We start from the raw sequence: 12,604 nt of genomic DNA, 5'->3' as shown, positions 1-12,604 counted from the left end.
CACCACCGGATTCTCACAAGGCCGGCCGTGCCAAGCGAGCCTCCGAAGGAATCCACCAACCTTGAATGTCGGTGACGAGGCGGTGGATGTGGGTGATGACGTGGCGGGCGAAGAACGCGCGGGCTTCCTCAGGCTGCGGTGGCGGTGAGATGGTCTTCGAGTACTTCGGCGGAATCTTGGACTGGGCCTCTTGTTTGAGAGGATGTGTGTATGCCCGAGCAGCGTCGGAGGTTCAGTGCGCAGTTCAAGGCTGAGGCCCGGTTCTGCAGGAAAAATCACGTCCGCGCCAGTGTCGGGCGGACCGGGGTGTGTTGGGACAACGCCGCTGCCGAGTCGTTCTTCGCCTCACTGAAAAACGAGATGTATCACCGCGAACCGTTCCCCACCCGCGCCCGTGCCCGCTTCGCCGTCGCCAACTACATCGAAGTCTTTGGTCATCGACGCCCTGGGCATGGCCATCACCCACGGACACCTCGACCCGGGCGCGGTGTTTCACTCCGACCGCGGCACGCAATACACGTCCGCCACGTTTTCATGGCGGAGTGCAGGTAGGTGTAGCGGGCCCGCTGGCCTCGGGTTTTTGCCCCGGGCGATCAGCCGGTCCCGGTCGCTGCCTTTGCCGTGGACGCGCCAGCCGCCGCCATCGGGGATTCGGCCGGTCTTTTTCACGTCGAGGTGGATCATGTGCCCGGGCCAGCGGGCGATAATCCGCCGTGACTCCCGTTGCTGGCGCCGGTCGGGTCGAGGAACCGGCGCCGGTTCAGGCCGAGATGGAGCAGGTGCCTGCCCACGGTGCGCACCGAGATCGTGGTGCCGTCGGCGGCCAGTTCGGTGGCGATCCGGCGAGCGGACCATTTCCGCTGCCGGCGCAGCTGCTCGATCCGGGTTACCACTACGGCTGGGGTGGGGATGGGCTGGTGGTGCGGGACGCTGGGCCGGTCGAGCAAGCCGGTCTCGCCGTGGCGCCGGTAGCGGTTGACCCACTTGGATGCGCATTGGCGGGAGATGCCCATCTCGGCGGCGACGTGGGCGATCCGGCGAGTCTGGCAGCGCGCGACGAGCCGGCGACGGCCCTCGAGCGACAGCGGGGCATTACGGTGGTGCATGGACGGGCCTTTCTGCTCGGCGGACGAGTGGGTCGCACTTCTCATCCTGCCGCCGAAAGACCCGTCCCCATCTTCAGGCCCCGCCAGCCGACACCAACGTCACGACCCGCAACACCTAGCTCGAATCGGTCTTCCGTGGTCGCCATCCGGTGCCGTCGTAGACGATGATCTTTCCTGAGTTGCGCAGCGCTGCTGCCACGAGTCTGTGTCGTGGTCGGTCAAGCTCGGGCGTGGCGTAGTCATCGTTGACCTGGTCTCCGAGCCGGATGCTGATCTGATCGATGAGATGGTCCTCGCGGATGTAGAGCGTCTTCGGCCGCGGCTGGCCAGCGCACTGGGTGCTGGTATGGCCGTGACGGCAGCGGTAGGTCGGACGCCCGTGGTTCCAGTGCGAGTCCAGCCGCCGGTCGCAAACACCGCAGTGGATCAGGCCGGCGAGCGCGAACCGGCGAGTCCGGCCGTCGCCGGCTTGCCGCGCCGCCCAGGCGCTACGCGCCCACTTGGCAGGTTTCTCCGGTATCCCGGCGGCCCCCCTTTCCCAGACAAATCGCCGATGGGAGCCGCGGTGCAACGCCCCTGGGAGGCCGTAGTGCTCGCGTGATCCAGTCAGCTGTCCAACTCCGCGCAGCTTCACGGCGTAGCTCAGCGGTCGCGGGTGAGCTGCCAAGCCATGGTGATGACGGTGCCCTGGTCGGTCGGGGCGATGTCGGCGTGGTCGGCCAGCAGGTGGATCAGGGGGAGACCGCGGCCGCGCAAGGGGTCGGGGGCGGGCTGGGGCCGCCATTGGCCGTGGTCGGTGACGGTGACCCGCACGGTGTGGTCGTCGTGGTGGGCGTGCAGGTCGAGGGTGCCGGTGGTGCCGTCGGGGTAGGCGTGCTCGGCGGAGTTGACCAGCGCTTCGTAGGCCGCGAGCTCGAGATCGGCGATCAGCGCCTCGGGTAGGTCTCGGGTCCGGGCCCAGCCGGTGAGGGCGTATCTGAGCTCGGAGGCATCCTGGAGACGGGCCGGGCGGTGCAGATGCAACGCCGGCGCACGGTTGTCGGCCGGGTCGCTTGCCGGGCACATCGCGCGGCCACTCCTGATTCTCCGCTGCTTCGCGGGCTTGTAGTGCACGTCCTCGCATACCCCCCCGGTAGCGCGGATATGCACGACCCTTGGTGGCCATCATTCAGGCCGGGGCGGTCAGGGCTTCCTGGGTGGTGTCGAAGTAGTCGAATTGCGGGTCCAGACCCAGCATCTGCAGGGTCCGGCGGATGGGCCGGGCGGCCACGACCCGCACGCAGGTGCGCTCGCCGGCAGTGAGCACGGCATCCATGAGGACGCCGATCGCCACGGAGGAGAAGAACACGGTCCCGGTCAGGTCCATGACCAGCACCGGCGGCGCCTCGGCCAGGACACCATGGACCGCGGGCCGGTGCCGACGGTATATCCGTGGGCACTTCTGTGGTTGGCAGGCCGCATCTATTCCATCCTCTCCTGCCACCACCCCGGTGTGCAGCGCCAGCTACGTCGGACACGGCACCACTGGCGTGGCGCTGCGGGTGACGCGCAACCAGACATCGCCGGTGTCAGAAGGAACCCGAAGGGTCACGGCGGCAGGCAGAGCCTCCACGACGGTGAAAAAGCGGAACAGCGGCTCCATGCCCGCCAGGGCCTGCTCCAGCGCCTCCTGCAGCGTCGGAACGGTGAGCACATCGAACTCGCCACGCGCGGCGAGCACCACTGACGCGCCCAGCGACTGCACCTGCACGTCCGCGGTCGGGGTGACCGAGCCGGCAACGCCCGGCCTGCCGGTCCGGGGTCTGCGCGTCGTCGCGATCGTGGCGCCCGTGGTGTGCCTCACGGCGTCCGTGCTCGCTGTTCGTCGACGCCGCTGAGCCGGCCGGCACGGCAACGCTCCCCCCAAAACTCCAGGGGCTTGATCACCTCGGGGGCCAACTGCTGGAGGTAGGTGAACGAGGCCCTTGCGAAGCTGACGGTGCTCATCGACGCGATCGACGCGGGCGCCGACCTCATTCAACCGGTCGGGCCCCACCATGACGGGCGAACACGATGGTGTGGAAGGCCCATGAACGCTGGGGCAGTGGCCGACGGCGATCGGGCGCTTCGGAGGTTCGGTCAGTTATGCCGGGGTTCCGCTCATGTGGGCCGCCAGGGTTGCTCGGTCGAGCCGTGGAGGTACCGGGCTGAGTTGTCCGCTGCGGTGTCCGTCGAGGACGTCGGTGACGAACTGTGCGACCGCGGTGGGCGGTGGTGCGATCTGGCCGCGGAGGTGGCAGATCACGGGCGGTTGATCGTTCCCGCGGGGTTCGATCGCGACGTACCAGCCGAGTCGTTCGTCCCCGATGAGCATCAGGTCACGCTGCGGGCGGTCGGCGGTGCGGGCGGTGAGCCCGAGGTAGGCCGTGGCGGTGTCGGTGACTTCGTGCGTCACCGCGTGCAGGGGGACGCCGATCTGCTCGGCCACGGCGCGGGTGTAGGCCGCGAGCGCGCTCTCCAGACTCGGCATTGTGGTGTAGGCCGGCGATTGAAGGTCCAAAATCGACAGCAGGAGCTCCTTGTCCCGCGAGTCGTGGGCCATGCGGGCGACCGTGCGCGCTGCGCGGGCGCGGTGTCGCTGGTGCTCGCGCAGGTGACGGGTACGGCAGGACGTGAGTCGCGCTGCCGGTCCTTCGCCTGGCTGGGCGGGTGTTGACGTCATGGTCTGCACCTCGAAGCCCAGAGGGTCGGATGTGACCGGGATGTGGGTGGGCGGGCGGGTGCCGCCGGGCGTCCACGTCGACGTGGACGCCCGGCCTGCATGGTGGTGGTCAGAGGACCGACACCGCCGTGGCCTGCGGGCCGCGGTTGCCTTGGCCTACGTCGAACTGCACTCGGGCGTTCTCGTCGAGGCTGCGAAAACCGCCGCCGGTGATTTCCGAGTAGTGGACGAACAGGTCGCTGCCACCGTCGTCGGGGGAGATGAATCCGAATCCCTTTTCGGAGTTAAACCACTTCACAGTGCCCTGGGACATACAAGTATTCCTTGTCGCGTCGAACATGCGGCGCAACCTCGGACGAGGCGGCCGGGCTGCGAGCGTGAAACCAAGGACGCCCGAGAGGCACCGAGACGACGCTCGCCAAAAACCTCTGCGGGCGTCAGGAAACAACGAGCACAAAAATCTTCAACCGCAAGCAGTGGAGCACACCCGCAGGCGTGCCGTCAAGCAGGGTCGGGTCTTGCCCCTCGTGCTGGTAGTTGCCTGCTGCAGCGCGTAGGGTCGAAACCAGCAGGCTCGTGCCGTACTTCCGACCCTGGTCGTGCGGGATCCTTGATGACGCTGTCCGACCTGCAATCAAGCCCGTGACCGACTTCGGCGTGCCGGCACACACTCGGCCCTGCTGTTCGGCGCTCGTTCTTCTTCGCCGACCGTGTTCATCTGCGGGCTCATCACTGAGGAGTTCTTTGTTGCGCACACCCTTACGTTCCCGCAGTGTCCGGACCCCGGTCTCGCCGGTGCTGTTCAGCGACCCCGACTCGCACTCCGCCGGACGCCCGCTTTCCGGCGCCGACCAGCGCCGCACCCGAGGTATTCGATTTTCCGCCTCCACAGCCGGAGCGCCTGCGACCCGGCGCCGATGAACGACCGCACGCCGGGTTCTGGGGCAATAACGGTTGCGTGACCAACGTCCTCGCCGACCACCGCGCGGCAACGACTGATCACTGCTAGTCAGGCATATTCGCCCGTTTTTCGCACGCAGACCCCGTCAGTGCGGTACCTGCGGCTGTGAGCTCACCACACGCGCCAGCGCTGCACGGCGGTGTCGGGGCGCGGGCACCTGCCGGGCGGGGGTGCTCCTGGCGTGAATCACCCAGCGACCGCATAACCGGCTACGCCGCAGGGCGGCAGCGCTACGCATACCGCCCGCGGCGATGCGGACTGCCGAGTCTCACCACTCGCGCCAGGGCTCCCCCGGCCGGTTCGGGCCGCGGGCCCCGCAGGTGGAGGAACTGCAGCAGGCAGTTGGCGCAGGGGACGCCGACGTCGTCGACGAGCTCGATGCCGTTGTGCGGCAGCGCCGTGCCGCACAGCGCGGCCATGGTGTCGTCGGCGGGGCTGAGGGCGGGTGAGGGCACGTAGTGCACCTCGCGGTCGGTCTCGCCGCAGATGCGGCCGCTGGGCAGCCGGGCGCCGCGGCTGCGGACGGCGACCACGGGGGGTTGGCGACGTCGACGCCGTATTCGTCGATCACGTCGACGAACGGGAGCAGGTCGCGCCCGTCGGGGTCCCGCTCGGCGTAGTCCTGCACTTCGCCCCAGGTGGCAAACAGCAGCAGCTCGCGGTGGGTGGGTGGTGCGGCGCCCGGCCTGCAGGTCGCGTGCGGCCTCGGCCGGCCGGCGCAGCTCGTCGGCGCGGCCGGCGAGGGCGACGCGGCGTCGCGCGGCGGGCGGGGTGAGGATCTCGGCGGTCGCGCCGCCGTTGGTGCGGCACAGGATCGCGTCGGGGTCCTCGACGGTGTCGAGGCGGCTTTCCACGGTGGGGGAGCCGGTGAGGTGGATCGGGGCGTCGGCGATGGCGAGCCGTCGGTTGGCTTCGGCGGCGACCGCGTCGCCGAAGCGAAACGAGTGCGACAGATCGCGCAGCGCCGGCATGGTAGCCGCGAATGACGGCGCTGGTTGCCGGATAGGGCAGCACGATCGCTATGTGTGCGGCCGATGGGAGCGCCCGGCACCAACAGGACCGGGCGCACATCGGTTGTTCACCGCATCTGTTCGGGAATCGTGTCCATGGTGTGCAGTAGTTGCACAGCTAGGGCCTGACAGGCGGTGTCCGACAATTTCGTGTTCTCTTTCAGAACATCTCGCACCAGTTTGACGCGCAGGTCGTACCGGGACGCAAAGGCGACTTCCGTGGTCATGATTTTTCCTTCTCAGGTTCGTCGTGCCCGCCGACGCAGAGGCATCGGCGGTTGAACCCACCCGCCACGGTGGCCGTGCAGTAACGGCGTGCGATCGAATCGTGCGTGTGTTGAGCATGCTGGCAGGCCGCGCACGCAACTGCGGCCGTGCCGCCGGTCTCTGTGACGGCGTAAGCCGGTTTCGCGTTCGCCCCGGCTGTCATGGCGGTGGAAACCCACGCCCGGCCTGTTGCCACTGGGCCCGGTGTCATCGGCGGGCGCGGCGTCCTTTGGGGTCGCGTGCCCACGTGCTCGCCGTGCCGGGGCGCCGTTGCGGGCCGCGTGCTGTCCCGCCGTCGGTTGGCGGTGTCCGGGTGTACACCGGCTGGCGGAACAGGCTCCCGTACCGGTCGTCCGGGGAGGTGGTGAGCGCTCCGGGCCGGGGTTGCTCGGCGATGGGGTGGCTGAACATCGAATTGTCCAGTGTGGAAGTACTGATTAGGGGATCCTTTCGTGGGTGCTGCCCGGTGGGCGGGGTGGTTCAGGAGTGCAGTAACGCGCCGCTGTTGGTGTGCTTGTGCCCGGCGGCGGCCAGCAGGTGTGTGCTGTCGCTGGTGTTGTCCGGGTCCGCGGCGGTCGTGAGGGCGTGCTGTGCTGCGTCGGGGCTGGTCTCGGCGGCAATGACCAGCAGGGTCGTTCGGCGCTGGTCCCAGCCGATCACCGTCAAGGTGGCGGATGGCTGCGACCGGAATCCCTCGAGCCGGATGACGCGCTCACCGAAGGTGGCGCGACGGGGTGGATCCGGCCAGTCGCCGAGGTGGTAGGTGACCCGGTCGATGCGTCCCAGCCGAGCGGCCAGCGCCGCGAGCAGCGCGGGCAGTTCGGCGGCCAGATCGCGGGACCGGGGCCACCATGCACCGTCGACGTATCCGGTGGCGGGTGCCGCAGGTTTCAGCCGTAGACGGGGCTCGGTGACCGGTTGGGCGGAGAGTGTGGTGTTCGGGCCCGACGGCATGTCGGTGCTCCTGTCTCCGGCCGCTGATTGCCGGCCGGACTGAGGCCGAGGACGGCGCAGGTTCGATCACTCGCGCACGAGATGCTCTCGGTCAACATTGAGCGTACATGACGACTGCGCTGAGTGTGTGAAGAGTGTGACGCATCCCAGGAATACCGGGGAGCACGACCTTGCTGACGCTCTGGCGGCTCGAATGCGCTCCGAGCTGGTCGAGCGCTGGAAGCGACTTGGTGGGCGTTACCCGGACTGACGCGTCAGCGTCGCCCTTGCCCGGCGCTGGCCTTCTCGGGATCGGCGTGGTGACCTATTCCGCGTGGCTGCTGGAGTTCGTGCTGCCGACCGGGATCTCCCCGGTGCAGCAACCGGCCGAACAGTTGCTCTCCGCGCAGCCGGTGTTCCACGTCGCCCTCGGCGTTTCCGGGCTGGCCTTCACACTCGCCAGCCCGCCGCTCCTGCGCCTCCCACCCGTGCACTGTATGGCCCGGATGACCGCGAGCTCGCTGTGCGCGTTCGGCATCGCCCTGCTCGGCGACGTCGCGCGGCCCGGCACGACCGCACTTCCCTTGCTAGCCAACTCGGCGGCCCTCGTCGGCGCGCTCAGCCTCGTGCTGTGGTGGCCGCCCGGCTGGCGCGCGTGGCCCGCGGTGTTCCTCGCCTTGGTGGTACTCGCCCTGGGCATTTCGCCGGGCTGTTCACCCGGGCCCAGATGCTGGTCCGCGCCGCGCTCGTCGTGGTCGGGGTGACCTACGTCGTAGTTACGCCTAATCCGCGGCACGTTCGCGTGCGTGGATGGATTCCCCGCCAGTAGCCCGAACGGATAGCCATCAGGTTCAACACTTCACAGCCAGCGTTGTATTTTCGGCGCTTGCTACCCGAAGGCCGACACGGTAGGCAAAGTTCAGCATCCCCTCAGGCACGTCGACCTCGTACGACAGCCCGACAGCACCGCGCGCAAGTGGACGTCCCGGCCTGGCTGGCACTGGGTCCAGGCGGTCATCGGCGCGGTGAGGTGCCCGGGCGAGCCGCCCCCAGCCGACCGGGCTCCAGGTGCGCGAGGAGCCAGACGAGCTCGTCAGCGTCGATGAGGGCCGCGTCCGCTGCTCGGACCCACGCCCTCGCTGCCCGGCGGCTGAATTCGGATGTGAGCAGTGGCTTCGCCGCGCGTTCGACACTGTGCATGATCGCTTCCCTGTCGCGGGTGATATCCGAGGCCTGGCCCTGGGTCCGGGGTGCGCAACGAGACGGATACCCAGTCGGTGTGATCGCAAACACTGGCTGCGTCGTCACGACCGCCGGCACCCAGGTGTTCCTCGCCCGCGAAACCGGGGCCCGGCTCACCGACAAGATCCTCGACGTCACCCAAAACATCAACGGCCACTACACATTCCGGATCACCACCACAAACTGACAAGTCCGCCCACCACGACTCGGAAAAAGCGGCTCCCGAGCGGAAGCCGTCCAAGTGGACCCGGCAACCGGCTCGGCGGTCAGATGGTGCCGTGGTGCTGGAGATAACGGAAGGTTGCGATTCCTGGCAAGACGGGCAGCCAGTAGGTCAGCAGCCGTGAGGTGAGGACCGCCGCCACCGCGGCGCCCGGCGGGACACCCACCGCGCTCAGCCCGGCGGCCATCAAGCTCTCGACGGCGCCCAGCCCGCCGGGAATCGGTGCGAGGTGCCCGAGGGACTGGGCGACGACGAACACCACGAGCACCGCCGCCACGGGAACTCGCTCGCCGAAGGCGGCCAGGCTGGTGGCGAGCCCGAGACCGGAGAAGAGCAGATAGGCGCCTGCCCCGCCGAACAACTCGATTGCGCGGACAGGATTGCGAAGGACGGGCAGCAAATCGCGAGCCATCGCCAACGTAGGCCGGACGAGACGGCGACGCCCCAATGGGGAGCCGATCACGACACCCGCGATGATCAGCGCACCGGCCGCACCCGCCAGCACCGGCCACCCGTGCGGGATGGACACACCCCGAAGCACTCCCGAACTGCCGAGTGCGAAAACGCCGATCACGCACCAGAGCGCCGAGACGGCGCCCGTGGCGGCGAGGTTCAGCAGGGTGACACCCACGGCGTGGGCGCGGCGGATTCCCAGGCGTTCCATGAAAGCGATGTTGACGCCGAAGAATCCGACACCGCCGGGCGTGGTGCGCCCTGTGAATGCCGCCGCCAGCTGCACCGCGGTGGTGCGCCAGAACGGCATTGGCGAAACGCTGGAACCGATGATCGACACGGACGACATCAGGATCGCCAGCAAACCGGCGATCACCGATGCGATCAGCCATCCCCAATGGGCCCCTCGCAGCGAGCCCGCCACCTCGTGCAGGCCGGGCAGTTGGGGCAGCAGCACATACACGGCCGCGCCGAGGAGCAGCAGTCCGAGGATCGTGCTCGAGCGCAGAGGGGAACGGAAGGTCGGGATAGGCCTGTCGATGGTGTCGGCGAGCGTCTCACGGAGGTCGGTCAGCACGTAGCGGCCATCGATCTGCGTCCGGATCCTACGGGGCAGGGCGAGGGGTTGAAGGTAGGCCAGGGAGGCCTCGAGTTGCCCGGGCGACAGCGTCCTGCGCGCGCTCCAGACCGTCCGCTCGACACCGACCAGAGCCGCTAGCGACACCAGCGCCTCGGCGATGTCCTGCGCGCAGCGTCGTGGGGCCGCGCTCACCGTGCCGAAGGTGAAGTTGAGCAGCCACACGTCGCCGGCGGTGTCGATGAGGATGTTCTTGGGCCTCAGGTCGTGGTGGGCGATTCTGGCCGTGGACAAGATCGCGACCTGCCTCCAGATGCCGTCCAGCAACGACTCGTTGATCTCGGTGGAATCCAGCTGGGTCAAGCGGCGGCCCTCGACCTGCCGGCGCACCAGCAGCGGCGAGCCGTGCTCCGTCTCGCAGACCGACACGACCGGTGGCGTCCGCAACCCGGCGCGGTCGGCGAACAATGTGACGAACGCTTCGTGCTCGGCCTCGTGGTAAGTGGTCGACAGTCGAGGCTCGTCTTCGACGTCGAGGGAGGCCAGCAGCCGCCTGAGCCGGTACCACGGTCCCGCACGGCGGTGCAGCCGGCGCACGATCTCCACCCGCAACCGATCTCCGGTCGAGGTGTCCACCGCGAACTGCAGCGGCCCCCACCTATTCGTCTTGATCGGCAGCACGCGAATCGGTTTCAACCCGGCCACATCCAGGGCGTGGCGCACCGCTTCTGCCGACGTTCGGCGACCGGGAGCCCCCAACACCAGGTGCAGGATCGTACCCACGCCCCAACCGAGGAACACCGCGGCGAAGGCACCCAGCGGGAGGTTGCCGCCCAGATACACGTCGGCTGCGCCGACCAGTATCGCCACCGCCCAGGCTAGATTGCGGTACTTGACGGTGAGGTAGGGGGCGGCGACCGCGGCCATCGCCGCCGCGACCGCCGCGGATGAGGACGGAAAGTCGAATCCGGCAGCACCGGGGAGCCGGTCAGTCGGGTCGACTAAGAGCTCGGCGGGCACGGGCCGGTCCCCGATGAACCGTTGCATGACCTGCGCCAGCGCCCAGGCCAACGTTCCGGCCGTCGCGAGGTACACCCCGAGCCGTACTCGCTTGAAGTACAACGCCAGAGCGGTGGCGGTGGCGACGCCGATCCAGCTCCCGGTCCCCGCCAGCACCCTCCACACCCGGATGGACGCGGCCGGGATCTTCCCGAACTGCTGGTAGATCGCCAGCTCGACCGGATTGACGGCCAAGTTCATCGCCGCCAGTGAACACAAAGTGACCACGGCGCCTGCGATCGCCAGGAAGATCAGGTCACCGGGTCTGCGCCCGATCGACAGCGAAATCCGGCGGCGCCCGCTCGCGGCATCCGTCTTCGCGTGTGCCGAAATCTCGTCGTTGCCACCCACTGCTGCCTCGGACTCATCGTGTGTCGCACCTTGACAGTCACAGCGTCCGCCCAACTCGCGGCCGGGACAACTCGGCGCCCGGATACCACGGTGTCCGCGGTGCGCACACCGCTCAGGCCATGGATTCGCCCGAATCGAGACGGCGCGCGGAGACAGCGGGAGCGGGACTCTCTCGCCGCCGCTGCCGAGATCACCACGCCGAGGATCGGCAATCTCCGACTGTCCACGGTTGGCTTCTCGTCGGCGGGTGCGAGCAGCGAATCTCCCCTTACGCCGAGGCCTGCCGCCTCGACGAGTCCCCGGCACCGGTGCTGTCGGTCGCCACAGTCGTGGCGTCGGGTTCCGGCGCCACGGCGGTGAAGTTGCGCAGGGCCGAGCTGAGCACGGCGAGCAGGGGGACGGCGAGCAGGGCGCCGATGATGCCGGCGGTTGTGAGGCCGGTGGCCAGGGCGAGGACGACAGCCAGGGGGTGCAGGCGTACGACGCGGCCGAGCAGGAACGGTTGCAGGACATGGCTTTCCAGCTGCATCACGCCGATCACGATGGCGAGCACGATGATGGCCGGGAGGGTCCCGCCGGTCACCAGTGCCACGAGTACCGCGGCCGCGCCGGCGACTACGGAGCCGATCACCGGGATGAAGGCGCCGAGGAACACCAGCGTGGCCAGGGGAGCGGCGAGTGGCACGCCGACGATGAGCAGGCCGACGCCGACGCCGACGGCGTCGATGACCGCGACGGCTGCGGTGCCGCGGATGTAGCCGGCCAGGGTGGTGAACCCGGCGCGTCCGGCGAGGTCTACGCGATGCCGTATCCGGACGGGGGCGGCGCCGAGCAGGAATGTCCAGATCCTGCCGCCGTGGGCGAGGAAGAAGATCAGGCAGAACACCATCAGCAGGAACTCGGTGAGCAGCTCGCCGACTGTGACGGCGGTGGATAGCGCACCGGAGGCGATGACCGATTGGTTCCGGCTCAGTGTGGTGGTCAGCTGGGCGAGCATTCCGTCGATCTGGCCCTGGCTCACGTGCAGCGGTCCGGTGCGCAACCACGTGCGCAGCTCGTCCACGGTGCGTACGATCTGGGCGATCAGTTCGGGCATGCCCGCGGTGACGGTGATGACCACGAAGGTGATCACGCCGCCCACCACGGCCAATCCGCCGATTAGCACCACCGCGGTGGCCAGCGCGCGAGGTAGCTTCTTTCTGGCCAGCCAGGACACCGTCGGGGCGAGCAGCGCGGCGAGTAGCAGCGCCACCGCGACCGGTACCAGCACCGCGGCCAATTTCACCGCGACGTACCCGATCAGCGCCAGGCCGCCGGCGACGATCAGCAGGCGGCCGAAGATCGCGGCCCCGACCCGCAGCCCGTAGGGCACCGCCGCGCGGACCTCCTCAGCGCTGCGCACACCGTGCCGAGCCCGGGGTTCATTGCTGTTCATGGCGCATCCGACCTTTCACCGGCCCGGTCATCCGGGCCACATTCCGGGCGGCTGAGCGTGCGTGCCGGACACGAGGGACGCCGACCCAGGCCGGCCTCTCGCACCTGCGGACCTGTTTGTCCCGGGGAGGTACCCGATGTTCACCGTCACCGAACACGAGCAGCAGCAGCGAGCGCCCGAAGACGGTCGAACAGCGCTGCACCGAGTTCACCGATTTCACGTGTTGCGCCGTGATCCGACGGTCGCTCGCAACACGGGCCCGAACCGGCGGCAACGTGCTAGGGCC

At 68.7% G+C, this 12,604-nt stretch carries 14 protein-coding genes and 2 pseudogenes; 3 read left to right on the top strand and 13 right to left on the bottom strand.

What is annotated here, in order from left to right:
• Positions 1-279: 279 nt before the first annotated feature.
• A pseudogene (locus I6J71_RS26705) lies at positions 280-426 on the top strand (integrase core domain-containing protein); the annotation flags it as partial.
• A gap of 107 nt (positions 427-533) precedes the next feature.
• Here the strand turns inward: I6J71_RS26705 and I6J71_RS26700 are convergent.
• The 11 genes and pseudogenes from I6J71_RS26700 to I6J71_RS26650 form a co-directional block, all read right to left on the bottom strand.
• Positions 534-1,106: pseudogene (locus tag I6J71_RS26700) on the bottom strand (leucine zipper domain-containing protein); the annotation flags it as partial.
• Positions 1,107-1,221: 115 nt separating this feature from the next.
• The gene (locus I6J71_RS26695) at positions 1,222-1,740 is read right to left on the bottom strand and encodes a zinc ribbon domain-containing protein (protein WP_239153928.1); all 519 of its coding nucleotides are present in this window, start codon (positions 1,738-1,740) and stop codon (positions 1,222-1,224) included.
• 8 nt (positions 1,741-1,748) lie between these two features.
• Positions 1,749-2,171, bottom strand: a complete 423-nt coding sequence (locus I6J71_RS26690; RefSeq protein ID WP_204089357.1) for an ATP-binding protein — start codon at positions 2,169-2,171, stop codon at positions 1,749-1,751.
• A 103-nt stretch (positions 2,172-2,274) separates the two neighbouring features.
• Positions 2,275-2,589 (bottom strand): STAS domain-containing protein, encoded by a 315-nt coding sequence (locus tag I6J71_RS51130; RefSeq protein WP_370541979.1) that lies wholly within the window; start codon positions 2,587-2,589, stop codon positions 2,275-2,277.
• A 21-nt stretch (positions 2,590-2,610) separates the two neighbouring features.
• Positions 2,611-2,949, bottom strand: a complete 339-nt coding sequence (locus I6J71_RS26680; RefSeq protein WP_204089355.1) for a hypothetical protein — start codon at positions 2,947-2,949, stop codon at positions 2,611-2,613.
• 279 nt (positions 2,950-3,228) lie between these two features.
• Positions 3,229-3,687: a DUF6292 family protein gene (locus I6J71_RS26675; RefSeq protein ID WP_204089354.1), complete on the bottom strand. Its 459-nt coding sequence runs from the start codon at positions 3,685-3,687 to the stop codon at positions 3,229-3,231.
• A gap of 229 nt (positions 3,688-3,916) precedes the next feature.
• Positions 3,917-4,120: a cold-shock protein gene (locus tag I6J71_RS26670; protein ID WP_204089353.1), complete on the bottom strand. Its 204-nt coding sequence runs from the start codon at positions 4,118-4,120 to the stop codon at positions 3,917-3,919.
• Between the two features lie 878 nt (positions 4,121-4,998).
• Positions 4,999-5,739 (bottom strand): hypothetical protein, encoded by a 741-nt coding sequence (locus I6J71_RS48940; RefSeq protein ID WP_239153927.1) that lies wholly within the window; start codon positions 5,737-5,739, stop codon positions 4,999-5,001.
• A gap of 107 nt (positions 5,740-5,846) precedes the next feature.
• Positions 5,847-6,005: a DUF6307 family protein gene (locus tag I6J71_RS26660; protein WP_204089352.1), complete on the bottom strand. Its 159-nt coding sequence runs from the start codon at positions 6,003-6,005 to the stop codon at positions 5,847-5,849.
• Entirely contained in the window at positions 6,002-6,208 is a 207-nt protein-coding gene (locus I6J71_RS51125) for an RGCVC family protein (protein ID WP_204089351.1), read from the bottom strand. Before I6J71_RS51125 ends, I6J71_RS26660 begins: the two co-directional genes overlap by 4 nt.
• A gap of 317 nt (positions 6,209-6,525) precedes the next feature.
• Positions 6,526-6,999 carry a DUF5994 family protein gene (locus I6J71_RS26650; RefSeq protein WP_204089350.1) on the bottom strand — a complete coding sequence of 158 codons (474 nt, stop codon included), beginning with the start codon at positions 6,997-6,999 and terminating at the stop codon, positions 6,526-6,528.
• 299 nt (positions 7,000-7,298) lie between these two features.
• On the opposite strand from I6J71_RS26650, the gene I6J71_RS26645 reads away from it, so the two are divergent.
• Both I6J71_RS26645 and I6J71_RS26640 read left to right on the top strand, forming a co-directional pair.
• Positions 7,299-7,742 carry a hypothetical protein gene (locus I6J71_RS26645; protein ID WP_239153926.1) on the top strand — a complete coding sequence of 148 codons (444 nt, stop codon included), beginning with the start codon at positions 7,299-7,301 and terminating at the stop codon, positions 7,740-7,742.
• 515 nt (positions 7,743-8,257) lie between these two features.
• A complete protein-coding gene (locus tag I6J71_RS26640; protein WP_204089349.1) occupies positions 8,258-8,407 on the top strand; it encodes a hypothetical protein in 150 nt (49 codons plus the stop codon).
• A gap of 79 nt (positions 8,408-8,486) precedes the next feature.
• Here I6J71_RS26640 and I6J71_RS26635 read toward each other — a convergent pair whose 3' ends face one another.
• Positions 8,487-10,883, bottom strand: a complete 2,397-nt coding sequence (locus I6J71_RS26635) for a flippase-like domain-containing protein (protein WP_204089348.1) — start codon at positions 10,881-10,883, stop codon at positions 8,487-8,489.
• A 268-nt stretch (positions 10,884-11,151) separates the two neighbouring features.
• Positions 11,152-12,318, bottom strand: coding sequence for an AI-2E family transporter (locus I6J71_RS26630; protein ID WP_204089347.1), 1,167 nt, complete (start codon positions 12,316-12,318; stop codon positions 11,152-11,154).
• Between the last annotated feature and the right edge of the window lie 286 nt (positions 12,319-12,604).

It is taken from the genome of Amycolatopsis sp. FDAARGOS 1241, from assembly GCF_016889705.1.
GTDB lineage: Bacteria > Actinomycetota > Actinomycetes > Mycobacteriales > Pseudonocardiaceae > Amycolatopsis.
This window is presented reverse-complemented; position numbering and strand designations above follow the sequence as displayed.

What these genes read in the sequence shown, in the direction of transcription:
- I6J71_RS26690 (WP_204089357.1), bottom strand. Translation starts at nt 2,171, where the DNA reads ATGTGCCCGGCAAGCGACCCGGCCGACAACCGTGCGCCGGCGTTGCAT.
- I6J71_RS26675 (WP_204089354.1), bottom strand. Translation starts at nt 3,687, where the DNA reads ATGGCCCACGACTCGCGGGACAAGGAGCTCCTGCTGTCGATTTTGGAC.
- I6J71_RS26670 (WP_204089353.1), bottom strand. Translation starts at nt 4,120, where the DNA reads ATGTCCCAGGGCACTGTGAAGTGGTTTAACTCCGAAAAGGGATTCGGA.
- I6J71_RS48940 (WP_239153927.1), bottom strand. Translation starts at nt 5,739, where the DNA reads ATGCCGGCGCTGCGCGATCTGTCGCACTCGTTTCGCTTCGGCGACGCG.
- I6J71_RS26660 (WP_204089352.1), bottom strand. Translation starts at nt 6,005, where the DNA reads ATGACCACGGAAGTCGCCTTTGCGTCCCGGTACGACCTGCGCGTCAAA.
- I6J71_RS51125 (WP_204089351.1), bottom strand. Translation starts at nt 6,208, where the DNA reads ATGACAGCCGGGGCGAACGCGAAACCGGCTTACGCCGTCACAGAGACC.
- I6J71_RS26650 (WP_204089350.1), bottom strand. Translation starts at nt 6,999, where the DNA reads ATGCCGTCGGGCCCGAACACCACACTCTCCGCCCAACCGGTCACCGAG.
- I6J71_RS26630 (WP_204089347.1), bottom strand. Translation starts at nt 12,318, where the DNA reads ATGAACAGCAATGAACCCCGGGCTCGGCACGGTGTGCGCAGCGCTGAG.